Source organism: Romboutsia sedimentorum, from assembly GCF_030131845.1.
In the GTDB taxonomy this organism is placed as follows: domain Bacteria; phylum Bacillota; class Clostridia; order Peptostreptococcales; family Peptostreptococcaceae; genus Romboutsia_D; species Romboutsia_D sedimentorum.
On sequence record NZ_JASKYM010000001.1, the window covers coordinates 343,582 to 369,427 of the forward strand.

The following is a 25,846-nucleotide window of genomic DNA, read 5'->3' on the forward strand; positions in this document are numbered from 1 at the left end:
AATACACTCCTTAAAACATTTGTGTAACTATATCTATTATTTTTTTTATGTCTTCTTTATCCATTTTCGTATCAGATGGCAAACATATCCCTCTATTGAATAAATTTTCTGATATACTTTCCTTTTCTAATGAACTAAAAAATTTATATTCTTTAAAGAAAGGTTGGATATGCATTGGTTTCCATACCGGTCGACTTTCTATATTTTCTTTTTCTAAAGCTAACATTATATCTATTGGTTTAATCTTAGAATTTTCGTTTATAGTAGCTACGGATAACCAGTAATTTGTTTCTCCAAAATCACATATATTCATCATTTTTATATCTTCTATATCTTTGAAAGCTTCTTTATAAGCTTGATAAATTTCTTTTTTCTTTTTTATTCTTTTATCAAGAACCTTAATTTGACCTCTACCAATTCCAGCAACTATATTACTCATTCTATAGTTAAATCCTAATTCTTTATGTTCATAGTGTCTTTTATCCTCTCTAGATTGAGTTGCCCAAAAAAGAGCTTTTTTTGTATATTCTTCATTATTTGAAACCATTATCCCACCACCAGAAGTAGTGATTATCTTGTTTCCATTAAATGAATATATACCTATATCCCCTATAGTTCCGCTTTGAACTCCTTTGTAAGTTGCTCCTAAAGACTCAGCTGCATCTTCTATAATAGCTACATTATATTTATTACATATAGCCTTTAACTTATCATAATCTGCACATTGTCCATATAAGTTTACTACTATAACAGCCTTTGGCATTTTATTATTTTTTTTAGCATCATCAAAAGCCTTTTGTAGCGCAATTGGACTCATATTCCAAGATTTATACTCAGAGTCTATAAACACAGGTTCTGCTCCTTGGTATATTATAGGATTTGCAGTAGCTGAAAAAGTTAATGTTGAACAAAATACAATGTCTCCTTTTTCAACACCCAAGCACTTAAGTGCTAAATGTATTGCACTTGTTCCACTAACTAAAGCAGTAGCAGCTTTTATTCCTGTGTATTCACAAATTGATTTTTCAAAACTATTTACATTTGGCCCCAAAGGAGCAACCCAATTTGTGTCAAATGCTTCATTTATATATTTTAATTCTTCACCTCCCATGTGAGGTGAAGACAGGTATATTCTTTTTTCCATTTTTATGCCCCCTATTTTTTTACTTTTGCAGGGCATCCAATTGCAAACACATTTGATTCTATATCATTTATCACTGTAGCTCCTGCCCCTATTATCGTTTTTGATCCTACTATTTTATATTGTATTATCGTTGAGTTAGCTCCTATATGAGTTTCATCTCCTATACTAACTCCCCCGCATAGTGTTGCTTGAGGTGATATGTGTGAAAAATCGCCTATTTTATTATCATGTTCTATAACTGCTCCAGTATTTATAATGACATGACTTCCTATTTTACTATTTGAATTTATCACTGCTTTAGACATTACAACAGTTCCTTCCTTTATAACTGCACTTTTACTTACCATTGATGTTGGATGAATAGCTGTAAAATATTTTAAATCTTTAAATTCATTTGATATTTTTTTTCTTATGTTATTGCTACCTATAGCTATTATATATTCAGTATTTTCAGTGTTATAAAATCTGGCATTTTGGATTTTATCAAGTATCTTATATCCCATAAATTGAGATATTTTTTCATTATCATCTAATAATCCTTTAATTTTTAAATTTTGACCCATATCTATCATAGCTTCTATGATTTCAATTATTACAGACGAGTGCCCTCCAGCTCCTATAACTATAATCTCTTTCATATAATCACCTACTTATTATTCCCTTTAAATTTTTCCATAGTTGCATGCCCATCTTTGCTTATTCCACATCTTTTTAAAACCTTAAATATAGTAAAAAAAAGAATTTTTATATCAAATGCTAAATTATGATTATCTACATACTTAATATCCATTTTAAATCTTTCATTCCAGGCTAAAGTGTTTCTTCCATTAACTTGAGCCAATCCAGTTATTCCTGGTCTAACTTCATGACGTCTAAATTGCTCTTTCGAGTATAAATCTATATATTCAACAAGTAATGGTCTTGGTCCGACCAAACTCATATCTCCTTTTAACACATTTATAAGCTCTGGAAATTCATCTAAACTTGTGCTTCTAAGCAATTTTCCAAATGAAGTTAATCTTTCCTTATCAGATAGTGGTTCTCCCCATTTATCAGCAACTTCAAGCATTGTTCTAAATTTTATTATTTTAAAAATCTTACCATCTTTTCCTACTCTCTCCTGAGTAAAAAATATTGGAGAGCCTAACTTAATCCTCACTAAAATAGCTACAATAACTAAAATAGGAGAAAGTAATAATAAACCAATTGATGAAGCTAAGATGTCTATACTTCTTTTTATAAACTTTTGCATAAACCATTTTCCCTTCCATATATATTTTGTTAGGCATTTGCCTTATCATTTGCTTCTTCAGGTCTAATATAAGTGGTAACCAATTCTCTCATAATACTATCAATTAACTCTACTTCTTCTTTATCTACAATAGCTCTTAAAACTTCTAGATGTTTCTTATACCTTTCTATATTAAAATCTACTGGTTTTCCAATAAATATCTTCTTATGTCCAGTATCAGTTAATCCTTCTTCACTCATAAGTAACTCCTCATATAATTTTTCTCCTGGTCTAAGCCCAGTAAATTTGATATCGATATCAACATTAGGTTCAAACCCACTAAGTCGAATTAAATTATCTGCTAAATCAACTATCTTAATTGGATCTCCCATATCAAGTACAAATATCTCTCCTTCTTTTGCCATAGACCCTGCTTGTATAACAAGTTGTACAGCTTCTGGAATTGTCATAAAATATCGTATAATCTCTGGATGAGTTATAGTTACTGGTCCGCCTTCTTCAATTTGCTTTTTAATTAATGGAATAAGACTCCCGTTGCTTCCAAGAACATTTCCAAATCTAACTGCTACAAACTCGGTTTCACTTTTTTCGTTTAAAGCTTGTATTATCATTTCTGCTACTCTTTTTGTAGCTCCCATTATACTAGTTGGATTAACAGCTTTATCCGTAGATATAAGTACAAACCTTTTAACTTTGTATTTGTCTGCCAAAGTTGCTATATTTTTAGTACCAAATATATTGTTTTTTATAGCTTCACTTGGATTTTTTTCCATAAGTGGAACATGTTTATGAGCTGCTGCATGAAACACTACATCTGGTTTATACTTATTAAATATCTTATTCATACGCTTTTCTTCTCTAATTGATGCTATTATTGTTCTTAAATTCAACTCATTTCCATATTTTCTTATTAATTCTTGTTGAATTGAATATGCATTATTTTCATAATTATCAAGTATTATAAGTTGTTTTGGATTGAAAGCTGCTATTTGTCTACATAATTCGCTTCCTATGCTTCCTCCACCACCTGTTACTAATACTACGTTATTTTTTAAATACTCACTTACTTCATTTAAATTTACTTTTATTGCCTCTCTACCTAGTAAATCTTCAATTTGAAAATCCCTAATTTTTTTTATATCTACTTTTCCATCTATAATTTCATATACACCTGGAATAATTCTTAATTTACATTTTGTTTCCTTGCATATTTTTATAATATTTTTTTTGTCTTTTTTACTTATATTAGCAATTGCTATTATAATTTCATCAATATCACATTTATCTACTAGGATGTCTACATCTTTTACCATACCTAAAATAGGTATGTTGTGTATTCTCCTACCTTTTTTATTTATGTCATCATCTATTATTCCTACAGGCTTTTTTAAAAGTTTAGGGTTGTTTTTAAGTTCTTGTATTACCATATCCCCTGCACTTCCTGCTCCCACAATAAGCACCTTAGATGACTTTTCTTTTAATCCACTTCTTATCAAAAATCGCCTTCCTGTTCTGTAAACAAGTCTTGTTCCACCTATTAACAAGGTTGTTAGTATTAAATTTAACATATAAAAAGTTATTGAAAATTTAATTCCAATCAGTAGATGTATTAAAGAAGTTATAATTATTGATAATGTACACGCAACTACTATTGCTATTAACTCTTCTTCGCCTGCATATCTCCATAAACTGCTATAACATCTACCTAAATATAAAGTTACTATGCTTATAGCAATATAAATTAAAATTGCACTTATATCTATATGTTGCAACTTATATTGTGAATATATTATCCAATTAGAAGTCATAAACGCTAATATTATGGATGCTATATCTGTTCCAATTAATATTAATTGTCTCATCTTGTACTTGCTTAATATATTTTCTAATACACTTGCTTTTTTTGGGGTAATATTTCTAAATCTCATTCAAACTAATCCCTCTTTTTTGCGTATTTTTGATTCTAATAATAACTGTAGTAACCATATGAATCTCTTTTTTCTACATACTTATTAAATACAGCACCAATTACATTAGCTTTCACTTTTTCTAATCTTTCTTTGGATAATTTAACTCTTTCTTTTTCCACTTCATTATATGCAATTACCAATATAGTTCCATCTGCATAGTTAGCTAAAACTCCTGCATCCATTATTATTCCTATAGGTGATGTATCTATAAATATATAATCGTAATCTTGCTTTAAATCATCTATAAGTTCTATAATCTTTTTAGATTCTAACATTTCGCCTGGATTATGAGGTATTGCTCCGGTAGTTAAGATTTGTAAATTTTCTAATTCAGTATTTTGAATATATTTTTTTAATTCTTTTTTATTTGTTAATACATCAGTTAATCCAAATGAATTAGTTTTATTAAACATTTTATGAATACTTGGATTTCTAAGATCTGCATCTATTATTAATACTTTTTTTTCTTCTAATGTTGCAAAACTTACAGCTAAATTAGATGCGACAGTAGTTTTTCCTTCATCTTGTTTAGAACTTGTTATTAGTATAGTTTTCATATCATTATCAATTTTTGAAAATTGTATATTGGTTCTAATAGTTCTATATGCTTCTGATATTGGAGACTTAGGATCATTAAATGTTGTTATATTTATCATCTTATTTACCACCTTTCTTCCCTTTATTCTCATTAGGTACTACTCCTAGTAGTGGTAATTCTAAGTGTTTTTCTATATCTTGAGGTAACTTTACTTTGTTATCTAAGTACTCAAGCAAGAATACAACAAATAATGATATCATTATTCCAAGCATTGCTGATATTGCCACATTCATTACTTTATTTGGTTTAATAGGTTGTGTTGGTAATATAGCTTTGTCTATTACTTGAACACTATTAGCCTTTGTTATTCTTTTAACTTCTTTCGTGAATACTTTTGGGATAGCGTTAGCTATCTTGGTTGCTCTTTGTGGATTTGTATCTTGAACTGATATTAAAATTATTTGAGTTTCTTTAACTGACAAGACATTTATCTTCTGTGCTACTTCTTTATATCCGCCTTTTAGTCCTAATGTGTTTGCTACTTCTTCTAGTACTGACTTTGATTTTATTATTTCTCCATAAGTTATGGCTAATTTTTCAGAAACGTTTATTTGGTCTGTTGTTATTATATCTATTCCAGGTGGTTTGTCACTGTTTACTAAAAGTGTTGTGTTTGTTTCATACACTGGACTTAGTACAAAAAAGCTTATAACTGTACTTGTAATTATTGCTATAGATGTTATTAAAAATATTATCCATAATCTTTTTTTAATAATCTGAAAGTACTCTTTTATATCGATATTCTCGTCCATTTTCCCCCTCCATTTTGTTTAGTATCCACTTAACTTATTGTTTCAAATAATACTATGACTGTTGTTAATGCTAATATTTTTTATTTTACATAACCTACTGCACTGTCTATCCTATTCTACTAATTCATTTTGTGTGACTAGTTTATAATGATAAAATGAATGCAATATATTGCCCAAGATGTATAGTAGAAGTTGGAAAATACAAGAATAATATGAAAACGGTGCGTCTTAAAATATATTAGTTTATATTTTAAGACGCACCGCTTTTATACATTATTTTACACTATTCATCCTCTATTATTGTATTTTTAATTTCCCTTCTATGAAACAAATCATATAATACAGGTATTAAAACTAAAGTAAGTATTGTCCCGTATATAAGACCTCCAATAGTTACAACTGCCAATCCTTGAGTCATCTCAGAGCCCATCCCTACCCCTAGCGCCATAGTAGACATTGCCAAAATTGTAGTAAGTGCTGTCATAAGTATAGGTCTTATACGAGTACGACCAGTTTCTATTATTGCGTCTCTTTTATTTTTTCCTTCTAATCTTAATTGATTTATATAATCAACAAACACTATACCATTGTTTACAATAACTCCACAAAGAACTAAAAATCCTAACATTGAAATTACACTTATCTCTCCATTTGTAATTATCAAAGCTAACAATCCTCCTGTAAATGCCAATGGAATTGTAAACATTACTATAAATGGTGATAGCAATGATTGAAATTGTGCAACCATAATAAGATAAACAAATATAATTGCCAAAATTCCCATAAATACTAAATCTTTTAAAGACTTGTTTATAGTTTCATTCTCGCCTTTTACTTCTATGCTATATCCAGGAGGAACTTTATAATCTTTTAGTGCATATTCTACATCACGGCTTACTAGTCCTACGTTGTGTTTAGAATCTACACTTGCCCTTGCTGTTATGTATCTAGATTGATTGTCACGAGTAATAGACGATAGACCTTGTACAAATTCTAGCTTTGCAATACTTTTAAGCTTAACTTCTATTTGTTCATTGTCTTTGTTAGCTTTTATAGTTTGTTCTAATAAATTATCCTTAGAAACTTCAGTTTCATTTTCAACTATAAGTGGGTATTCATTCTCATCTATCCTAACACTACTTAATGTTTTATCTCTTTGAATAGATTCTAAAACACTTTGATATACTTGAGCTACTGTTAATCCGTACTCCATAGCTTTGTTTTTATCTACTATAATACGTGTTTCACCTTGTGAATCTTTAATCCCATCTGATACGTCCGTAGTACCTTCAATTTTTTTTAATATCTGTGCTATTTCTTTAGATATTTCTTGTAATTTATCAAATTCATTTCCTTTTATTACTACTTCTATTCCAGACCCTCCAATAGCATTCATATCCATAGTTGATGCGCTAACCTTAATCTCACAGTTCATTCCTTTTGTTTTTTTGTAAATCAAATCCTCTACTTGATTGTTTGTAAGCTCCTTATCTTCTTTTAATATTATATAAAATGACGTACCATCTTTTTCACCCATCATATTTCCTTGTATCGCACCTACTGTTTCTACTTCTTTTATTGTTAGAACTTTATCTACAAACTCATCACTAGTAGCTGTAATTTGTGATTTTTCAGAGTTTTTAGGCATTTTCATACTAGCTGTCATTTGTGTAGAATCCATACTTGGCATAAATTTAGTTCCCATGCCTAATGCTTTGTATCCAGTAAATAAAAGTAAAACTATTGAAAATGTAATAACAATGTATTTGTAATCTAAACTTTTTCTAAGAATAAACTCATAGCTATCTACAAATTTATCAAATAATCTATGTGGCTTATCATAAACTGATGTAAGCAAACTAGATGACATAGCAGGTACTACTGTAAGTGCTACTACCAAACTTGCAATAAGTGAATACGCTATAGTAAGTCCCATATCTACAAATAGTTGCTTTGTAACACCTTTAGTAAACACTATAGGTAAAAATACACATATAGTGGTTAGTGTTGATGCAAATATAGCACCTGATACTTGTCTTGCTCCATAAACTGCAGCCTTTTTAATACTCATTCCTTGGTTTCTAAGCCTATAAATATTTTCTATAACAACTATACTGTTATCAACTAGCATACCTACTCCAAGTGCTAATCCAGAAAGTGAAATAATATTTAATGTAATGTTACTAAAATACATAAGTACTACTGCAAACAACACGCTTATCGGTATACTAAATGCTACAACAAGTGTAGTTTTAAAGCTTCTTAAAAAAACTAATAATACAATAATAGCTAAGATACCACCGTATATTAAGTTATCCAAAACACTAGCTATAATCATATCTATATATACGCCTTGGTCCATAAGAGTCGTGATATGTATGTTTTTATTTTCACCCGATAGAGATTTTATTGTTTTATTAATGGACTTTGTTACATTTGATGTTGAGAAGTTACTTGATTTTTGAAATGTAAGCATAACTCCTTCATTTCCATTTATATTGGTGTAAGTTTTATCGGAGTTATCCGTAAATTCTACCTTAGCAACATCCTTTAATTTTATACTTCCAATAGTTTTATCATCTTTAAATAAAAGCAAATCTTCTAATTCTTTAGCGCTTTTGAATTTATCTCCTACTTTAACTGTATACTGTGTTTCTCCTTCTTTTACATATCCTGCTGGCATAGAAAAGTTTTCAGCTACAAGTATTTTACCTATCATATCTGCATTTATTTTATCTTTAATGTCTGCACTTTTGTATGCTTTAGCTTTTGCATCGTCCATCTTTACTTGAGCTTTGTTTAATTCTTCTTCTCCTTGTTTTAACTTAGCCGATGCATTTGATAGTTCTTTTTCTTTATTTTTTAGAGTTTCAAGTCCATCAATAGCTTCTAATCCTTTTTTTGCTAAACTAGTTCCTTCGCTTCTTGACATACCTATTTTGTCTACAGCGCTTTGTAGTTGTTCTTTGCCTTTTTGTAATTCTTTACTTCCTTTTTCTATGGCAGATTTTGAATTTTTTATATCATCCCTAGATTTATCTAAGACCTTTTGTTGTTTGTTAAATTCAGATTCTACACTTGATAATACTCTTTGATTAATTTTATCTATCTTTTCTTTATCTAAAGTAACTTTAAGTTGATCCTCAACTAATCCCATTGCAGTTACTGATGCTACCCCTTCAATACGCTCAAATTGAGGTAATATTTTTTCATTTACATACTTAGTAACTTCTTTTATATTCATATTCTCTATATCAATACTTAGCATCATTATAGGCATCATATCTGGATTCATCTTCATAATTATAGGGGATGCAACGCTGTCTTCAAATTGACCTTTTACCATGTCAATCTTTCCACTCATATCAATCATTGCTGAATCCATATTTATATTTTTATTAAATTTAAGCATTACAGTACTTGAGTTTTCACTTGATGTGGAACTTATATTTTCTAGACCACTAGTGGTTGCTAGTGCTTGTTCTAATGGTTTTGTAACTGAATACTCTACCTTCTCAGGATTTGCTCCTGGGTATACTGTGGTGACCATTGCATAAGGTAAGTCTACACTTGGTAGTAAATCTGTATTCATGTTTTTAAATGATACAAACCCTAATATTAGTACCAATATAACTCCCACTGCTACTGTAAATGGTCTTTTTACACTAAATTTTGGAATCACAATATTTTCCCCTCTCTATTTTTCAAAGCTAGGTTAAGCCTTTTATGTATTTATTTTATCCAAAAATTAACTTTTTATATAATTTATATAATGCATTTTTATAAATTTAGCATTTACATTTTTATAAGTTAATATTAAAATGCTACTATACACACTTTAAGGAGAATCAAATGAAAAAATACGAATGGAGAAAAGAAGATAAAGCTTTATATCTTCCAAAAAACCAACCAACTAAAATAGATATTCAAAAGATAAAATACTTTACAGTAATAGGACATGGACATCCAGAGAATGAAAACTTTGCTAAGGCTGTAGAATCTCTATACTCGACGTCTTATTTTATAAGAATGATGCATAAAAAAGGAATAGCTCCAGATGGTTATTATGAATATACAGTGTTTCCACTTGAAGGAATTTGGGATTTAGATGAAGAGGGTAGAAAGCTTGATTATTTAGATAAAAATCATTTTGTTTATAAGCTTATGATAAGACAACCAGATTTTGTTACTAAAGAACTCTTTGAAAAAGCTGTACAAAGTGTAAAAGAAAAGAAAGATAATAGCTTCTTAGACAAAGTAGAATTTGAGGAGATAGAAGAAGGTATGTGTGTTCAGATGATGCATCTTGGAAGTTATGATGATGAGCCAAAGTCGTTTGAATTGATGGAGAATTATTGCGCGGAAAATAATTTAACTAGGATAGAGAAAACACATAAAGAGATTTATATCTCAGATCCTAGAAAAACTACTGAACAAAATAGAAAAACTGTTTTAAGATTTAAAGTTAAATAATATATTTAACTTTAAATCTTATTGTTTTCTAAATCAACTATTGCTTGTCCCTTTTGTAATAATGCATTGTAGTTATTTTGTTCTTTTATTTGCTTTATATTGTCTTCTATAATATCCTCATTTGAGATATTAAAGTATTTCTTTAAAATTTCATATTGTGTCTCTCCTCTTTCGCTCTTACTATCTTCTATGTCTTTTTTCCATTTAATATTTACATTATCCATTATTAATCCTAGAGCTGAGCCTGTCTCATACTTCATAGTTCTTTTTAAATATGATGTTTCAGGTCCTTTTCCACTTGCAATACAATCAAAAGCATATGTAAAAGTTACATGATATGGTTTATCCTTTGTTGCAAGGACAGTTAAATTTTCGCCCATTAATTTGCTATATTTATATTCAATGTATCTAGCTGTACCTTCTATTGCTTCTGTTTTCGTTTCTGCTATTAGTTGTGGCCATTTTTCATATCTATAGGCACGTATCATAGTCCATTGTTTTAAATATCTTTTAATTTCTGATTTGTTATTTTCTTGCATACACTTATCTAAAAGTTCAAATTCCACACCCATTAATGCATAATTTTCTTTGTTCGTTGGATAATTTTCTATATACTCTCCATTTCCTAACTTATCATACATCCAATTTTCTTGATTGTATACATGAAACGATTCATGCAATAAAAATGAAGAAAAATCAAAATACAAATCTGGATTTCCTATCATTTTAGGATGATATTTGAAATAAAAAGCTTGTTTTCCTTCAATGTTTATAGTCCCAAAATTTGATGGAAACCAAGTTGAAATCATATTTGTATCAAACTTACTTAACCTATAAACTTTGGGTAAATTTAAACCTTTAGGCATAGTCATTTTTTTCGCAAAAATGCTTTTATCAATGTCTCCTACATTAATTGCATAGGCATATTTTCTAACAATCCCTTTATCTTTATTAGTTCTTATTAAAATCATTGGCATTTCATTTAATTTGTAATTTTCACTCCATAATTCATCACTATTTTCATTAAATTCACCATATATATTCGATAATTTTTCAAACATTTCTTTATCTGTTGAGTTGAATTTTTCATACTTTGTGTGTAAAGTCTTATTTAATATAATATCTACGACTAAGCATATTACCATGATAATAAAAATGGTAGTAATTATTAAAATTGTTTTGTTGTATTTTTTTTTCATTATGTTTTTACTTCTCCTTCATAATTGTTTATATCTTAACTTCAATCATTTTATCATTAAAATAAAATAGTGAATAGATAAAATGAATGCTACAAAATCCCAAGTTCTTTTGAACCGAGGCATATTGTCTCCATTCACTTGTACCATCTTTTCATTAGGTACAAATAATCTATCTTTTTTTGATATATGTATTTTATAATTAATATAACCCCCTCATGATACTCACATAAGCTAAATGAGAGTGTCACAAGGGGGTCTTGTCTAAAAATATAAAATTTTATTTTATACGTAATTCTTTGTTTTCTCGCCTCTTTTAATATTAACTATTGAAAGTCCTAATAACAAGATAGCAAAGCAAATAACTATCAATATATTACCAGAAACACTCAAAATGCTATTTCCAGATTGTAGAGTATCTATACTTTTTATTACCCATGTTTGTGGCAATAATAAAGCTATGTCTCGCATTATCTTTGGCATATATTCAATCGGCCAAAAACATCCTGATAACATACAAGTTGGAACTATTATAGCATTTGATAAATATCCTACCTGTGCACTTGAATTACTAACTGATGCTAAAAACATTCCAAGTCCTACAGATACAAGTGAGAACGATGATAATAATATAAACACATATCCCATTGGCATATGGTAATTTAAATTTAATAATTTAGCAAATATCAAAATCGTTACTACTTGAACTGTATTTAATAAAAAGTTTGCTATAAAGTTTCCTAGTATATAGCTAGATATCTTAATAGGTGACGATAACAATCTATTAAATATCTTATTTGATTTATCTTTAGCTATAGTCTGACTAGATACAGTTGCACCTGATAACATAAATACTAATAATAATGATATACTTTGCTTAGAAACTCCAATACTATTAGTTTCATCTTTTATCTTCTCTTTTGTTATGTTATTTTCTTTAGTTTTAAAATCATCATATACTTTAAAGAAAGTTTCTTTATCTTGAGATGAACTCTTGCTTATATCTAGTAAATTTCCTATGTAATAATTCAAATAGTTTTCCTGCCAAATTGTCACATCAGCACCCTTTACAGTTATCATATCTAAATTTTTAAATTTAGAATCTATTATATCATTTTCAAATCCCTTATCTAAAACTATGACAGTATCTAGAGATTTGTTTAATATTTTTTTATCTATCTTATCTTTTGTTACGGGAACTACTTTAGTATTATCCTTACCTATCAAATAATCAGTTAAGTCCTTAGAAAGTTTACTTTTATCTTCATCACATATACCCACCTTTACACTTGGCTGTGTAGTAGGGTTTAAGTATTGACTTATAAATATACTCATTATAGGAAGAAGCATAAAAACTAATATACTAGTCTTTTTTCTAAAAGTTACTTTTAAAACATTTTTAGCTATAGTCATTATATCTCTCATTTTTACACTTCTCCTTTCTTAGAAAATATGCTTGGAACAATCATTAAAATTGCTGCTAAAGATAGGTTTATCACTACGGCAGTCATCACTAATGAATAATCATTTCCATATATTATGTTAAATATTGATTCATTTGTCCATTTTATAGGAGATATCTTAGCTATAACAGTTAAGATATTATTTTTACCAAACATATCTAGTGGCACATACCCTCCACCTAAGAAGTTCATTAGCACTATAAGCATATGAATAATAGTACTCATTACATTTGGATTTTTAAACATCCTAGCAAATCCCATACCTAGTGAAACTGTAAATATTATTAAACTAACTAATACAAGCATTATCGAAGTTATATCAGATCCCCAATTTGCATCAAACATATACTTTGTAAATAAGAATAATAAACTTACTTGTATACCTACAACAATACAACAAGCTATCATTTTACCTGTGTATACACTAAATTTGCTAACAGGTGAACAAGATATTCTGTTCATTGTACCTCTAACTCTCTCTCCAGTAACTGCCATTGCACCTGTAAGAGTTGAATATAGAATTGTCATTGTAAGCATAGTTACTGAATAATAATCAAGTGAAGTTGGTTGTTTTGCGCTTTCTAGTGATTTAGTTTTTACAAATTTCACACTAGAATCTGCATCTACAAATCTAAGTCCAATAGGATTTTTATCCTTTATACTTTCAATAGCATTAGTCTTTTCAACGTATGTCTCTATTAAATTAGTAATTAAAGATGCGTTGAAATTTTTTATATCATTACTGTATACTGCTATGTCTTTATCACTTTTTATTTCTAAGTAACAATCGTACTTACCTAGTTTTATATCAGATAATATTTTATCTTTATCATCATTTTTTACAAATTCCATATTTAAACTTTCTTTAGAATCAATAAAAAACTTTTCAAGATTCTTAGTTTCTTTAGTATCTTCTTTGATATTATAAACTACCTTAGTTTTAGGAACTGATAAATCTTCTTGTCCAAAGAATGCTGACAATGAATTTCCTAATATAAATATCATTATTATTGGGAACACTATCATCCAAAACATAGCTTGCTTGTCCCTAAAATTTTGTAACAGCTCTTTTTTCATTATTCTAAAAATCATATTATCACCCCTAGTCCCTTAATTTTTTACCTGTTAAATTAAGGAATACTGTTTCTAAATCGATATTTTTTTGATTTATAGATTGTATTGATATATTATTTTTTATTAATACACTTAAAATCTGTTCTAATTTATCAGATTTTTTAATTGTTATTAAAAGTTTGTCATCATTTAATAATACATTTTCTACATTTTCTATATTTTTAATTAATTTTAAAATATCATCTTTATTATTAGGAGTACTTATAGATAGCTCTAATTGGCTAAGTTCGCTACACATATGTTTAAGCTCATCTTTACTACCTTGTGCTATTATAGTTCCTTTGTCCATTATAGCAATTTTAGTACATATCTCTTCTACTTCTTCCATGTAGTGACTTGTATATATTATAGTAGCACCTTGTTTATTTAAAGTTTTTATAGACTCTAATATGTAATTTCTAGATTGAGGATCTATACCTACAGTTGGCTCATCCATTATTATAAGTTTTGGCTCATAAACTAGTGCACAAGCTATGTTTAATCTTCTTTTCATACCACCTGAAAACTTTGAAGGTAGTGTTTTAGCTTTATCTAAAAGCTCAACAAATTCAAGTGCTTTGTTTGCTTTTGCTTTAAGATCTTTTTTACTAATACCGTATATACTACCAAAGAACATAACATTTTCAATAGCAGTTAAATCTTCATATATAGCTATATCTTGTGGAACTATACCTATATCTTTTTTTATGTTTTTTAAATTTTGTTTAGTATTTTTATCAAATACTAATATGTCACCTTTAGTTTGAGATAATAATCCGCATATCATGTTTATAGTAGTACTTTTCCCCGCCCCATTAGGTCCAAGCAAACCATATATTTCACCAGAATTTACAGAAAAACTTATATCATCCACTACCGTAGAATTTCCAAACTTTTTAGACACACTTTTTATATCTAATATCTTCATAATAATCCTCCTACCTTTTAAACACCCAAAAGCTTATGTTAAATATATATAATAAACTTGTATATATTATATTTTCGGTAACTCCATAAAGCAAACTACCTGTCATTGCTATAAAAAACCCAAACATCAACATCACTAATTTATGAGTGTTATCTTTCATCATCAAAGCCTTACAAATCCCATAAACCAAAGCTGTTATAATAATCGAACTAAAAAAATCTACATTTAATACATCAATGCTTAGTTTTATTAAAATACAACTGTACATTATAGATTCTACAATTCCAATTAATATAGGTCTTATAATTTTAGTATAAATACTATATTCATCATCACATTGTATCCATTTTATATCGCTTATAATTTTATTCAAATTTTTATTTAATAAAATAGATATAATTAATATATTGCTTAAAAAGAAAATATTAATATTTATCATTAATGAAGCAATTAGTTCTATAAAACATTTGAATATATTTTCATTTGTAGAAAATTTTAAAATTGATATATCAATGTCTGAAATATTTCCTATTAACACAACTGCTATATACATTAAAATTGAATATAGTGCTATTTTTAAACTATATAAATAAACATTTTTGCTTAAACTTACTTTGCTATTTATATATAAATATGTTCTTTTCATTGTAGTACTATATAGATTTATCCTATTAGCTAAGCTTGTTGATAATAAAATCAATATTAATATGCTATACAATAATATTTCACTATTCATCACTTGCACCTACTTTCATAACTACATAATTTTGAATACAATGAGTTATTATAGGTATAATTATAGAGCCACTCAATAAATATAGTGTTGCATATAAAACACCAGTCACAAATTTTTGTACTATCACATTAAATCCCATACTTATATGATTTATAGCATAAGCAAGTGATGAAATTAGTATCACTATATAAATATTAATTTCAAAATATCCATGCAATATATTAATCCAAATTTGTCTAAATAATAATTCTTCTATAAAAGCAATTACAACTGTATTTATAATGATAGATTTATCTAGTTTATTACTTTTAAAGAAACTAATTTTCGAGATTTTATTTCCTTTTAATTTTACAACTATGCATCCTATGATTATCTCTATAAGTATAGCTATCGGTATAAATATCAGTGCTATAATATAGAACATGTTGTCTTTTGGAAAATGTATTTCAAACAATTTATTATTCATAATAAATATACAAATCACTTGAAATATCAATAAATACATAAAAGCTTTAAAAAAATTATTTTTATTATTTTTAAATCGCTCCATTCCCGGGAAATTAAATATAGTTCCAACTAAACTTGCAGGAATTAGTGTAAATAGTATCACAAGTATATTAAGGCATAGGATGTGGATATTCATTTACTACGCCTCCGTATTTTTTCATTCTAGGGTGGTCTTTAAATGGAAACTCTGGAATACACATTTCAAGTATCTCTGGTATAAGAACTCTAACTGTATACCATCCTTTTTCTCTAGCTTCTACTGGAGTTATATCCTTATATATTGCATATTCACTTATTTGTTTAACTTGTTTAATTAAGTTTTTAATTTGCGAATCTACATCTAAGTTATCTATAGTTTTTATATCACTTAAATTCACTTCTTCTCCAATGAACGATTCTATAAGGTCATTTTTTTCTTTTATTTTGTTAGGTATACTGTAATATAAAACGTTTGAGTCTAAGTCTAAAAATTCTATATCATCATTTTTAGCTATCATATCTACCATCTGTCTATTATAGATAGTATTGAAATATCCACTGTGAGATATTGATATACCTTCCATTATCGAGCGATATACTCCATTTTTTATATCAAAGTCACCTTGAAGTCCAAATAAAATATAAGGTAATTTTTCATCTTTTCTTCTTATAAATGTTCCAAATGTAGGAACATTATTATCAGGTAGAGTCATTTCAAGTGGTATTATCTCGTATATAGAGTCTTCTCCAAGACCCATCTTTTCTAATTCCTCTTTTATAACTTCATCATCTATATTTATTTTTCTACATTTTCGGTTTGTATGCCAACTTATTATAAATGAGTCTATCTGCAAATACTCGACTATAGCATTTATAAGTGCTTTTTTAAAGTCTATGTGAGACGCTGTACCCGTACTAAATCCTTGTATGTATTGCTTTTCATTTTTCTCTATGTTCACTTCATATCCAACAAACATCATAGAGGCTGGTACCCATATCTCCTCATCTTTATTTAAAAGAGAAGGACACTTCATCCAACCTAGCACATCATCTTCAGTTATTTTCTCACTTGCAAAATCCTTTAGATAAGTAGATATTTTTCCTAGTTGTTCTTTAGTGAAAACATCTATATATTTAAGTGGCATTACTTTTCCAATTTTTAACATTTCTTTGTATGTAGCATAAACTACTTCATCATCTACAAGTTTAGGAGCTACTATACTAGAATATCTTTCTATACTTTCACCACAGTACTTTATAAGTGACTCTTCATAAAATTTTCCATATCCTATTATGTGATATTGAACATCTGAAGTTAGTCTTTCTAAAACACTTTTGTGGTATTTTGGCATGTTTCCTGTTATACTTTTTAAGTTTATGCTCTTATCTTGATTTATAAGAGGTGTAGCAGTTGCTTTTATTATTCCAGTTTGGTTTCCAGCTATTTGGTTGAATTTATTTAAAACATTATTAAAACTTGGATAAAATTGCATATTATAATTCCTCTTCATTTAAACTATCTAGTATATTATCTACTACAGTTCTAGATGATACATTCAACTCTCTAAACTTAGCTTTAGACACATTACCACATGCTGGACAATAAGGTACTCTTAATAAATCTTGAACTTGAATTTCTAATGTTGGAACGTATATGTTTAATACTCTATTTTCAAATTTAGTTGTTTTGTAATTAGATAACAAGAATGCCTCTGATATTACTAGGTTTGTAAGTATATTTATTATAGGTATTATTCCTTTATTTTCTTCTTTTGTTGAGTTTTCAAATTTGAATTTTGAGAAAACATCATACGATACATGATCCTCTAATCTAGATAATGTTCTTTGTTCAAAACATTCCAAACATCCAGTTTTAGGGCTATTTGTACTAAGCATAGTTATGAATGGTCCATCTATAAATGATACTATAATTGGCATTTCTTTTTCTATAGATAGTCTGTTTATATTTCTTAAAGTTTGTATTTCAGGTTTTTTAAAACAAGCTACGATTCCCTTGTACTCCTTAGTTATTTCATTTAATTTGTACATATCGCTTGCTGTTTTTAGAGCATCTATATTAGTAGTTAAATCAACATCTCTAAATGTTTCAAATGTATCTTTAGTAGCTATATCCATATTAATATTCATTTCATCTATTAATATTTTTGCCATTTTTTCACAATAACTACTGTCAGTTACAAATAACAACTTTTCATTTAAAACTTGGCTGTTTTTTAATAATGGCTTGTATTCCCCAAGCAATGACATCGTTATCTCATTTGATAAATTTTTATTTTCTTTTATAACTAACATACTGTTTTGAGTTAATCCATCTAATATATTTAATATTTTATCTTTATTTTCTTTAGATATTTCCATATTTTCTACATCTTCTATATCTACACCTGTATTAATTTTTAGCTTATTTAATATAGGTTTAATGTTCTCTTTAAATTCTTCATCTTCATTATTAAGGTTTAATATAGCTTCATTATAATTCCAAATACCAATTTTAAATCTTATTTCACTGTCGTTATAAAAAATTCTAAGGCTGTCATTTGCAAAATAAATCTTTTTCATCTAAGATCCTTCTTTCCCTACTATAGTCATATGAACTACATGATTAGTTATTCCATCTATCTTCAATAATTTTTCTAAGTATTGCTTTTCATATCCACCTATATCACAACTTCCATATCCTATCGCTGTAGCTGTCAATTGAACATTTTGAGCTATTTCTCCAGCTTCTATAAGTGCATAATTCATTCCTGCATCCCCATATTTTCTACTGTTCATGTGTAGATTGTATACATAAATAAAAAATACATTTATATTTTCAGTAGCTATATTTACAAGTTCAGCAAAATTGTGTTGATTTAGATCAGATACATTCAAGTTTATAGGTTTTATAGAGTGAGAGTAAGGATAATATAGATAAAATCCGTCTTCTATTTCTTCTACATTACTTAGATACATATATAGGTTTATTGGATATAATCCTCCTGCCGATGGATTATTTTTAAGTTTTATATTGTCGTTTCCATATCCATTATTGTCTAAATTCATTTGGGCTGATACTCCCTGTGCATAATATAAAATATTAGACAGCTCTTGCATTGATAATTTATTATTAACATAATTTCTTACACTTCGTCTTAACTTTATAGTTGCACCTAATGATGCTTTTATATTTTTAGGTTTTACAAGTTCAATTGCATCGTCCAGTTCTTCTTCTAGTTCTTTGTTAGCACAAGTAAGTGTTGAACTTTGTCTATAGAAATTTGACAACCCCATCCTAAATCCTAAAGACTCGTTATTAGTCTTGTAATTTAGTAGATATTGTTCAGATAAAAATCTATTTTCTTTAGAATATAAATTTGCTTTTAAAACACTGTCTGGAGTTTTTAATACAGTGCTGTCTGCATAAATAGACATATTAGAATATTGAGTGTTAAATGATATTATATCCATCTCATATGGATGCATATTGCCACTATTTTTTTTCTTAGTTTTGTTTTTAAACATAAAATACACCTCTTTTTATATCACTTTTTGTATCATAAGAAGAGGAGAATTCCTCCTCTTATCTCATTAGATATGTACTATTCCCCTTTTGTAATTAAACTGATATTGATACGCAACAACAGCAACTACAACAGCAGCATGCACCTGGCGCTGCTTGTACTACTTCATCATTGTTACAAGTGTTTTGGATATCTTTTTTGAATTCTAACATAACTTAATTCCCCCTTTTGTAAAATATGTTTTTTAAGTAAATTTTTAACAATTCACTTATGCTAATAATTATAGTATCAATAATCCCCTTTGTAAACAAGAATTTCGACATGCGTCGACATATTGTTCTTTATCTAATTATTTTATATTCAAATATTTCTAAAAATTTCATTTATTTTAAATTTAATAATTATTCCATATTTGTAATAATTTAACAATGAATATATTGCTATAACTTATTTGTGAAATTAGTCTAATTTTGTAAAACAAGTTATGGAAAATTTATTTTTTCATAACTTAGTAACATATCTAACTAAATATTTTCAAAAAAAAATTTTATATTTTTTTTAAAAAAATAATGCTGTAACTGATTTATCAATAAAATATACGCGCACAATAAAAAATGACCTATAAAATAAGTCACTCTAAAACTTAAAAACTGTACATAAATTTTTTTTTAATTTCATGTACAGTTTTAATTCTATTATCAATACTTTTATCAAAGATGTTTCCGATTTTCATACATACATTTGAATCCCATGGATTATATAAAACTATATATCATATTGTTAGTAATATCTAAGAACTACCTATTTGTGGTTTACTTAAATTTTCTAAATCATATATATCATCAAATAATTCTATGAGATTTTCATTTATATTATGGCTTACTACAACAAGAGTAATATCTGGATTTTTAAGTAATTTTTCCTCAATAATATAAGAATTTTTTTTATCTAATGCCGAAGTTCCTTCATCCATTAAAATCACTGATTTTTTATTTAATAGTGCTCTAGCTATGGATATTCTCTGTCTTTGACCTCCAGATAAATTCTTTCCAGCCTCACCAACATTATATTCTAATTTCTCACTATCTATAAAATCATCTAGTGCACTTCCCATTAATGCTTTTTCTAAATCTACCCTAGAATAATCATCTTTATATACAGATATATTGTCTATAACACTTGAATTAAATAAATATACATTTTGGTCTATATATGCAAAATTATTATAAATAGATTTCAAATCATAGTCTCTAATAGCATGATCTCCAATAAACACATTACCGCTAAAATCATTAATATGACCTATTAATATTTTAAGTAATGTAGATTTTCCACATCCACTAGGGCCTACAAGTGCATATTTTTTTCCTTTCTCAAATACCATATTTAAATTATTAAGTACCTGCTTATCTCCATAGTTATAGCTAAGGTTTTCAATAGTTATGTCTTTTTCAAATGAGTCTAATGTTAATAAATCTAATGGTTTTTCTTGTGAATATTTTTTTAGTGAGTCTAATTTTTCAAATACCTTTTTCCCACCACTAAAAGTTACTAAGTCACTAGTCATTGATTTGATAGAGTTAAAACAATTTCCACTCAAGTTACTTACAGCAAGTATTGAACCAATCTCTATTTTTCCTATAGTCACTAAATATATTGCTATAAAATAACATGAAAGTTGGCATATAACATTTAATACCCCTATTATGAAACTAACATTATTTTTTAGATATATAAGTCTAACTCGGCAACTCTCAAGTGAAAAGCTCAATTTGTTTGCTTTTGAATTGAATATATCTAATGAGTTATAAACCTTTAATGTAGAAAAACCAGATAATATATCTTTTATATCTTTTGTAAATACCTCTTGATTTAGAGACTGTTCAAATGATAAGTTAGATATTTTCTTTGTAAACAACTTAGGTGCTGTTATAAGAATAGCCGCTGCTACAATCATAGTTATTGTTATCAAATAGTGAATATTTGTTACCGCTGTTACTACGAATACTAAATTAACTACCTTAAATATTATAGAATATACTGGTTTAAATGCAGTATTTTCAATTTCATTAATATCATTTGTATACCACGATACATAATTACCTGTATCTTTTTTATTGAAGTCTTCATAACTCATACAACCGATAGATTGAGTTACTTGATTTCTTAGATCAGTATTCATTTTTGAAATACATTTAGCCTGTAGATTTCCATAGATTATCTCAAAGGCAGCATATAGCATCCACATAATAAAAACTAAAATAAAAGACTTAAATAATAAATTTAAATTTTTAGATAAAGCCGTATTTAATAGACTACTTAGTGATAAAGCTGCAAGAACTTGGGCTAAACTTGTAAGACATATAAAAATAAGTATAAATAGATTTAACCATTTATACTTTAAAAACATTTTTCTCATATTTTTCCTCCTAAACATGATAAAACCAAGATACGTATAAAAACCGGTCGCATCTTTCATAAAAGTATTGAAATTATCGTATTATACTATATCTAAAATAGTATAATAGTTATTGTCCAATTTCAATAACAATACTAAGAAATAAGTTTTATCTATTTAGAATCTGAAATTATTCTATTTAATTGATTAACACACATTCCGTATTCCTTAGACAAATACATAGCATTCACACCGTTGTATTTACTAACAATTTCTCTATTTCTGCTATTTCTAATAACGCTAGCATAAGTTGGCACATATAAATTTGCCCCTCCATACATTCTTGCTATCTCTAAAAACTTTTCCTCACCTACAATTTCAAATAAAAGTTCTAGCTTATCTCCTATATCTTCTCTTTTTAATTTCATAATATCCCCTCCATAAAATCATCTTTTAAGATAATTTTATAGATAACTAAACAAAGTTTCTAACAAAAAACTTTACCTAATTATTTCCCTAAAAATGTTGTACACTTTTGTTTTAACTACATATACATATCCCCTAGTACTATATAAGTATAAGCAATGCAAAGTTGCTTTTAAAAATTAAAAGGGGGAATTTACAAATGGCAGTAATAACTACTAAAAATCCATCAAGTTTAAAAATGAGGTTCGATTGCGGAAAAAATGACAACGGAAAAGTTATAGTAAAAAGTAAGAGTTTTTCAAATGTACGACCTGATGCTACACACGACAAGGTATACGAAGTTGCAGAAATAATTGCATCACTTCAAGAACATAATTTAATAGAATCACTTAAGATAGACAACTGCACAATATCTAAATAATAAAAAAAATAAAAATAAAAGGAGATAAAAACTATGGAAACTAAAAAAAGATTATTAATGACTTTTAAAACTAACAATGATAAAAAGGTGTCTATATCAATAGATAACCCAAGAACTGACTTAGGTGAAGATGAAATAAAAACTGCTATGGATGTTATCCTAGCTAGCGATATATTTGTACCTGATGGTTCAGCTTTAGTTGAATTGGTTGGAGCAAAAATTGTTCAAACTGATACTAACAACTATGATTTAGTTATATAGTAGGATTTGTATATGGACTTACAAACTCTAATAGCTAATGTGGGATTTCCTATTGCTATATCAATGTATTTGTTGGTAAGAATAGAAGGAAAACTATCAAGTCTAACAGATAGTATAAATGAATTATCCAAAAACATCCTACATATTAAGTAATATAAAGAGGAACTGAATTTTTCAGTTCCTCTTTGCATTCTTTAATATATTTTTAACTTGAGTTACGCTAATTCCAAACTCTCTAGCTAAGTACTTGTGATTGTATCCATTGTATAATTTTTCAATTTGTCTATTCCTACTCGGTCTTAATATACTATTTTTGCACGGAAAGTATAATCTCTCTCCTCCAAATTTTTCACAAAACTCTATAAATAAATTCATCCCCATAAAATCTATTATCGCTATTAAGTCCTCATCAACGTCTTCTAATCTAAAATCTAAATCCAAATTAACTCCTCCTAGTATTTAATTTCTTGAAAATGAAGTCTTGGTCCATTGTACCAATAGTGTCTATAAGTAGTTTCCCCATCTCTACATTTTGCAATTATCAAATCAAGCAGTTTAATTCCTTCATTTTTCATTTGCATTACTCTAAATTTATCAAGTTTGGTTTTATCTATTGCTTTTTCAAAGTCATTTCCTAAAGGCTGATGAATATATACAACATTATTGCTATCGTGAAATATTGCTTTACTATCTCTCATTGGTCTTTCTCCAAATGGTCTTAGATCTTTCATTTCATCATTTAATTGGCTAAGTTGGATTACTGGAATTTCAAAATCTAATGTTATGTTTTTTAGTTCCCTAGACAAAGTGGCTACTTCTCTTTCTCTATTGTTTAGCTTTTCTTCTATAGTTAATAACTGTACATAATCTACTATCACTAAGTCTGGTTTTATTTCTCTAATTCTTTTTTTAATTCCACCAACTGTACTTATTTTATCATTTATATAAATCAAATTTTTGTTGGTAACCTCATTTATATAATCTATAATTGGTTTCCAATCGTTCTCTTCTAAGTTTTTGTATTTCATTTTATTGCTGCTTATCCCTGTTTTTTTAGTTATATTTCTCATAAACACTTGTACGTTACTCATCTCTCTACTTATAAATAATACCCTTTTGTTTTGTGATACAGCATTTAACATTATTTGAAGTGCTAGAGCTGTTTTTCCAACTCCACTTCTAGCTGCAATGGTTGTAAGTTCCCCTTTGTACAATCCACCAATAATATCATCTAAAATTTCTATTCCAAATTTAAACCCTATTTCTGTATCATTTTCTAAATAATCTAGTGTTTTGCTTGCTATTTCTAATATAGAATCGTCATATTCTATTTTTTCTTTGAGTAATTTATCTATACAACTTTCAAATTGATGAAGAACTGATGATATGTTTTTTCCTTCGTTTAAGTTACAAGAAAAGTCTATGGAAAGTTTAGTTAATGTATTTCGTATATATGTATCTTTTAAAATTTCAATGTGGCTATCAATAGCGTAACCTTGACTTATAGAGCATATTTGTGTTAAATATCTTAAATAACTATTTTGCTCTTCTTTTTTTATTTTGCTAAGTATTGAAGGTATATCAACACTTTTGTTTTGTTTGTTTAAATTTTTCATAATGTTAAGTATTTCTATGTGTTGTTTTGTAGTAAAGATTTTTTCATTTACGTCCTCAAGCTTGCATGAAAGCTTTGGCTCTACAATTATACTTCCTAAGATAGATTGTTCTACATGAGTGGCACTAAGATTTTCCATAAATATTATCCCCTTGTTTCTAATAATTAAAGTTTATTTCGTAAGGCTCTATTTCCTCTAATTTTTCATCATTAACTACACTTTTCTCGTTTAAGTATCCCTCAAATTTACTGCTAAATAATGTTTCTGGTCTTATAAATTTTTCCATTTCACTGTTTAACCATTGACTGCACTTTATATCTATTACTTTGTAAAAATCCTCCTCTACAAATCCTTCGTCAAGGCGTGCATTTATAACGGTTTTAGTTTTTTTGGTGTTGCTTTTAAATCTTTTATTTGATTTGTTGTTTAAATAATCTATCACTCTAGTGTAGATATTATTTAATTCTTTTTTTGTATTCTCTCTTTTAGATGTCCCATGTTTTGAATCTTTTAATGTCTTTTCTTTTGGATAGTTTATACTACTTAAATCCTTGAAATCACTTATTTTAAATGTCCCATCTACTGTCTTATATATTGGCTCATTTAATGGCGTGTTAGTTTGCATAATTTTACCTTCTCTTTCTGTTATATATTTGTATATAGACGAACCCCTTCCAAGAGTTGATTTTTTTACTATATCTATTACCCCTATGTTTACAAATTCATCCATCATTCTGCTAATAGTACTCTTTGATAAATTCAAGTCTTTTGCTGCACTTCTTGAAGTTATTTCAAAATATCCCTTTGGTAGGCTTCCATTCATTTTGTTGAAGTTTACTTTTTTCATTATGTAGTGATTTAAAATTATTTTGTTGCCTTCATTTTTACAGTCAAAGCTTAAAATGTCTTTATTCATTTTATGAAAACTATAAGCCATGATTTTAATCCCCCTAGTTTGTTTTTATTCGAACAATATTTCGAACTATGTTCTCTTTATAGTTTAAGTTTAATATGTTTAAGTTGATTTAGCAACATATTTTTGATATTTTATTTTATTTTTTACAACCATATGTTCTGTTTTTGTTTTGT

Annotated in this window: 26 protein-coding genes; 4 read left to right on the forward strand and 22 right to left on the reverse strand. The window is 27.7% G+C overall.

From position 1 onward, the window contains the following. Positions 1-10: 10 nt before the first annotated feature. From QOZ84_RS01755 to QOZ84_RS01785, 7 genes are all read right to left on the reverse strand, one after another. Entirely contained in the window at positions 11-1,144 is a 1,134-nt protein-coding gene (locus QOZ84_RS01755) for a DegT/DnrJ/EryC1/StrS family aminotransferase (RefSeq protein ID WP_284131238.1), read from the reverse strand. An 11-nt stretch (positions 1,145-1,155) separates the two neighbouring features. After that, a complete protein-coding gene (locus tag QOZ84_RS01760; RefSeq protein ID WP_284131239.1) occupies positions 1,156-1,782 on the reverse strand; it encodes an acetyltransferase in 627 nt (208 codons plus the stop codon). A gap of 8 nt (positions 1,783-1,790) precedes the next feature. Next, positions 1,791-2,396 carry a sugar transferase gene (locus QOZ84_RS01765; protein WP_284131240.1) on the reverse strand — a complete coding sequence of 202 codons (606 nt, stop codon included), beginning with the start codon at positions 2,394-2,396 and terminating at the stop codon, positions 1,791-1,793. 29 nt (positions 2,397-2,425) lie between these two features. Beyond that, entirely contained in the window at positions 2,426-4,324 is a 1,899-nt protein-coding gene (locus QOZ84_RS01770) for a polysaccharide biosynthesis protein (protein WP_284131241.1), read from the reverse strand. 35 nt (positions 4,325-4,359) lie between these two features. Then, complete coding sequence (locus tag QOZ84_RS01775; protein WP_284131242.1) at positions 4,360-5,055, reverse strand: CpsD/CapB family tyrosine-protein kinase; 696 nt, start codon at positions 5,053-5,055, stop codon at positions 4,360-4,362. Continuing rightward, the gene (locus tag QOZ84_RS01780; protein WP_284131243.1) at positions 5,024-5,716 is read right to left on the reverse strand and encodes a YveK family protein; all 693 of its coding nucleotides are present in this window, start codon (positions 5,714-5,716) and stop codon (positions 5,024-5,026) included. The genes QOZ84_RS01775 and QOZ84_RS01780 overlap by 32 nt, the downstream gene beginning before the upstream one ends. 283 nt (positions 5,717-5,999) lie before the next feature. After that, the gene (locus QOZ84_RS01785) at positions 6,000-9,398 is read right to left on the reverse strand and encodes an efflux RND transporter permease subunit (RefSeq protein WP_284131244.1); all 3,399 of its coding nucleotides are present in this window, start codon (positions 9,396-9,398) and stop codon (positions 6,000-6,002) included. Positions 9,399-9,568: 170 nt separating this feature from the next. Here QOZ84_RS01785 and QOZ84_RS01790 point away from each other — a divergent pair, with 170 nt between their 5' ends. Continuing rightward, a complete protein-coding gene (locus QOZ84_RS01790) occupies positions 9,569-10,189 on the forward strand; it encodes a GyrI-like domain-containing protein (RefSeq protein ID WP_284131245.1) in 621 nt (206 codons plus the stop codon). An 11-nt stretch (positions 10,190-10,200) separates the two neighbouring features. On the opposite strand, the gene QOZ84_RS01795 is transcribed toward QOZ84_RS01790, so the two are convergent. From QOZ84_RS01795 to QOZ84_RS01850, 12 genes are all read right to left on the reverse strand, one after another. Then, entirely contained in the window at positions 10,201-11,388 is a 1,188-nt protein-coding gene (locus QOZ84_RS01795) for a hypothetical protein (RefSeq protein ID WP_284131246.1), read from the reverse strand. A 282-nt stretch (positions 11,389-11,670) separates the two neighbouring features. After that, a complete protein-coding gene (locus tag QOZ84_RS01800) occupies positions 11,671-12,810 on the reverse strand; it encodes an ABC transporter permease (protein ID WP_284131247.1) in 1,140 nt (379 codons plus the stop codon). 2 nt (positions 12,811-12,812) lie between these two features. Then, a complete protein-coding gene (locus tag QOZ84_RS01805) occupies positions 12,813-13,940 on the reverse strand; it encodes a SagG family ABC transporter permease subunit (RefSeq protein WP_284131248.1) in 1,128 nt (375 codons plus the stop codon). Positions 13,941-13,950: 10 nt separating this feature from the next. After that, positions 13,951-14,889 carry an ABC transporter ATP-binding protein gene (locus QOZ84_RS01810; RefSeq protein WP_284131249.1) on the reverse strand — a complete coding sequence of 313 codons (939 nt, stop codon included), beginning with the start codon at positions 14,887-14,889 and terminating at the stop codon, positions 13,951-13,953. Positions 14,890-14,899: 10 nt separating this feature from the next. Further along, positions 14,900-15,625 carry a SagF family protein gene (locus QOZ84_RS01815; RefSeq protein ID WP_284131250.1) on the reverse strand — a complete coding sequence of 242 codons (726 nt, stop codon included), beginning with the start codon at positions 15,623-15,625 and terminating at the stop codon, positions 14,900-14,902. Beyond that, positions 15,618-16,268: a CPBP family intramembrane glutamic endopeptidase gene (locus QOZ84_RS01820; protein ID WP_284131251.1), complete on the reverse strand. Its 651-nt coding sequence runs from the start codon at positions 16,266-16,268 to the stop codon at positions 15,618-15,620. The genes QOZ84_RS01815 and QOZ84_RS01820 overlap by 8 nt, the downstream gene beginning before the upstream one ends. Then, positions 16,243-17,604 carry a YcaO-like family protein gene (locus QOZ84_RS01825; RefSeq protein WP_284131252.1) on the reverse strand — a complete coding sequence of 454 codons (1,362 nt, stop codon included), beginning with the start codon at positions 17,602-17,604 and terminating at the stop codon, positions 16,243-16,245. The genes QOZ84_RS01820 and QOZ84_RS01825 overlap by 26 nt, the downstream gene beginning before the upstream one ends. Position 17,605: 1 nt before the next feature. Next, on the reverse strand, positions 17,606-18,691 hold the full coding sequence (locus QOZ84_RS01830; RefSeq protein ID WP_284131253.1) for a streptolysin associated protein SagC: 1,086 nt from the start codon (positions 18,689-18,691) through the stop codon (positions 17,606-17,608). Continuing rightward, the gene (locus QOZ84_RS01835) at positions 18,692-19,636 is read right to left on the reverse strand and encodes a SagB family peptide dehydrogenase (RefSeq protein ID WP_284131254.1); all 945 of its coding nucleotides are present in this window, start codon (positions 19,634-19,636) and stop codon (positions 18,692-18,694) included. 94 nt (positions 19,637-19,730) lie between these two features. Beyond that, positions 19,731-19,847, reverse strand: a complete 117-nt coding sequence (locus tag QOZ84_RS01840; RefSeq protein WP_284131255.1) for a streptolysin S family TOMM toxin — start codon at positions 19,845-19,847, stop codon at positions 19,731-19,733. 578 nt (positions 19,848-20,425) lie between these two features. Further along, entirely contained in the window at positions 20,426-22,054 is a 1,629-nt protein-coding gene (locus QOZ84_RS01845; protein ID WP_284131256.1) for an ABC transporter ATP-binding protein, read from the reverse strand. 152 nt (positions 22,055-22,206) lie between these two features. Beyond that, complete coding sequence (locus QOZ84_RS01850; RefSeq protein ID WP_284131257.1) at positions 22,207-22,461, reverse strand: Mor transcription activator family protein; 255 nt, start codon at positions 22,459-22,461, stop codon at positions 22,207-22,209. Between the two features lie 197 nt (positions 22,462-22,658). On the opposite strand from QOZ84_RS01850, the gene QOZ84_RS01855 reads away from it, so the two are divergent. Genes QOZ84_RS01855 through QOZ84_RS01865 form a run of 3 tightly spaced genes read left to right on the forward strand, consistent with a single transcriptional unit; the run spans position 22,659 to position 23,294 of the window. Then, on the forward strand, positions 22,659-22,880 hold the full coding sequence (locus QOZ84_RS01855; protein ID WP_284131258.1) for a DUF1659 domain-containing protein: 222 nt from the start codon (positions 22,659-22,661) through the stop codon (positions 22,878-22,880). A gap of 33 nt (positions 22,881-22,913) precedes the next feature. Next, the gene (locus QOZ84_RS01860) at positions 22,914-23,141 is read left to right on the forward strand and encodes a DUF2922 domain-containing protein (protein WP_284131259.1); all 228 of its coding nucleotides are present in this window, start codon (positions 22,914-22,916) and stop codon (positions 23,139-23,141) included. Positions 23,142-23,153: 12 nt separating this feature from the next. After that, on the forward strand, positions 23,154-23,294 hold the full coding sequence (locus QOZ84_RS01865) for a YvrJ family protein (RefSeq protein ID WP_284131260.1): 141 nt from the start codon (positions 23,154-23,156) through the stop codon (positions 23,292-23,294). Positions 23,295-23,315: 21 nt separating this feature from the next. Here QOZ84_RS01865 and QOZ84_RS01870 read toward each other — a convergent pair whose 3' ends face one another. The 3 genes from QOZ84_RS01870 to QOZ84_RS01880 are packed head-to-tail and all read right to left on the reverse strand — an operon-like array spanning position 23,316 to position 25,694. Next, the gene (locus QOZ84_RS01870) at positions 23,316-23,582 is read right to left on the reverse strand and encodes a Mor transcription activator family protein (RefSeq protein WP_284131261.1); all 267 of its coding nucleotides are present in this window, start codon (positions 23,580-23,582) and stop codon (positions 23,316-23,318) included. Positions 23,583-23,593: 11 nt separating this feature from the next. Further along, on the reverse strand, positions 23,594-24,895 hold the full coding sequence (locus QOZ84_RS01875) for a replicative DNA helicase (RefSeq protein ID WP_284131262.1): 1,302 nt from the start codon (positions 24,893-24,895) through the stop codon (positions 23,594-23,596). A 19-nt stretch (positions 24,896-24,914) separates the two neighbouring features. Next, positions 24,915-25,694, reverse strand: a complete 780-nt coding sequence (locus tag QOZ84_RS01880) for a conserved phage C-terminal domain-containing protein (protein ID WP_284131263.1) — start codon at positions 25,692-25,694, stop codon at positions 24,915-24,917. Positions 25,695-25,846: the final 152 nt, after the last annotated feature.

Bases quoted from the DNA above. Each gene is read 5' to 3' on its own strand.
- QOZ84_RS01755 (WP_284131238.1), bottom strand. From the start codon at position 1,144: ATGGAAAAAAGAATATACCTGTCTTCACCTCACATGGGAGGTGAAGAA.
- QOZ84_RS01760 (WP_284131239.1), bottom strand. From the start codon at position 1,782: ATGAAAGAGATTATAGTTATAGGAGCTGGAGGGCACTCGTCTGTAATA.
- QOZ84_RS01765 (WP_284131240.1), bottom strand. From the start codon at position 2,396: ATGCAAAAGTTTATAAAAAGAAGTATAGACATCTTAGCTTCATCAATT.
- QOZ84_RS01770 (WP_284131241.1), bottom strand. From the start codon at position 4,324: ATGAGATTTAGAAATATTACCCCAAAAAAAGCAAGTGTATTAGAAAAT.
- QOZ84_RS01775 (WP_284131242.1), bottom strand. From the start codon at position 5,055: ATGAGAATAAAGGGAAGAAAGGTGGTAAATAAGATGATAAATATAACA.
- QOZ84_RS01780 (WP_284131243.1), bottom strand. From the start codon at position 5,716: ATGGACGAGAATATCGATATAAAAGAGTACTTTCAGATTATTAAAAAA.
- QOZ84_RS01790 (WP_284131245.1), top strand. From the start codon at position 9,569: ATGAAAAAATACGAATGGAGAAAAGAAGATAAAGCTTTATATCTTCCA.
- QOZ84_RS01795 (WP_284131246.1), bottom strand. From the start codon at position 11,388: ATGAAAAAAAAATACAACAAAACAATTTTAATAATTACTACCATTTTT.
- QOZ84_RS01800 (WP_284131247.1), bottom strand. From the start codon at position 12,810: ATGAGAGATATAATGACTATAGCTAAAAATGTTTTAAAAGTAACTTTT.
- QOZ84_RS01805 (WP_284131248.1), bottom strand. From the start codon at position 13,940: ATGATTTTTAGAATAATGAAAAAAGAGCTGTTACAAAATTTTAGGGAC.
- QOZ84_RS01810 (WP_284131249.1), bottom strand. From the start codon at position 14,889: ATGAAGATATTAGATATAAAAAGTGTGTCTAAAAAGTTTGGAAATTCT.
- QOZ84_RS01815 (WP_284131250.1), bottom strand. From the start codon at position 15,625: ATGAATAGTGAAATATTATTGTATAGCATATTAATATTGATTTTATTA.
- QOZ84_RS01820 (WP_284131251.1), bottom strand. From the start codon at position 16,268: ATGAATATCCACATCCTATGCCTTAATATACTTGTGATACTATTTACA.
- QOZ84_RS01825 (WP_284131252.1), bottom strand. From the start codon at position 17,604: ATGCAATTTTATCCAAGTTTTAATAATGTTTTAAATAAATTCAACCAA.
- QOZ84_RS01830 (WP_284131253.1), bottom strand. From the start codon at position 18,691: ATGAAAAAGATTTATTTTGCAAATGACAGCCTTAGAATTTTTTATAAC.
- QOZ84_RS01835 (WP_284131254.1), bottom strand. From the start codon at position 19,636: ATGTTTAAAAACAAAACTAAGAAAAAAAATAGTGGCAATATGCATCCA.
- QOZ84_RS01840 (WP_284131255.1), bottom strand. From the start codon at position 19,847: ATGTTAGAATTCAAAAAAGATATCCAAAACACTTGTAACAATGATGAA.
- QOZ84_RS01845 (WP_284131256.1), bottom strand. From the start codon at position 22,054: ATGAGAAAAATGTTTTTAAAGTATAAATGGTTAAATCTATTTATACTT.
- QOZ84_RS01850 (WP_284131257.1), bottom strand. From the start codon at position 22,461: ATGAAATTAAAAAGAGAAGATATAGGAGATAAGCTAGAACTTTTATTT.
- QOZ84_RS01855 (WP_284131258.1), top strand. From the start codon at position 22,659: ATGGCAGTAATAACTACTAAAAATCCATCAAGTTTAAAAATGAGGTTC.
- QOZ84_RS01860 (WP_284131259.1), top strand. From the start codon at position 22,914: ATGGAAACTAAAAAAAGATTATTAATGACTTTTAAAACTAACAATGAT.
- QOZ84_RS01865 (WP_284131260.1), top strand. From the start codon at position 23,154: ATGGACTTACAAACTCTAATAGCTAATGTGGGATTTCCTATTGCTATA.
- QOZ84_RS01875 (WP_284131262.1), bottom strand. From the start codon at position 24,895: ATGGAAAATCTTAGTGCCACTCATGTAGAACAATCTATCTTAGGAAGT.
- QOZ84_RS01880 (WP_284131263.1), bottom strand. From the start codon at position 25,694: ATGGCTTATAGTTTTCATAAAATGAATAAAGACATTTTAAGCTTTGAC.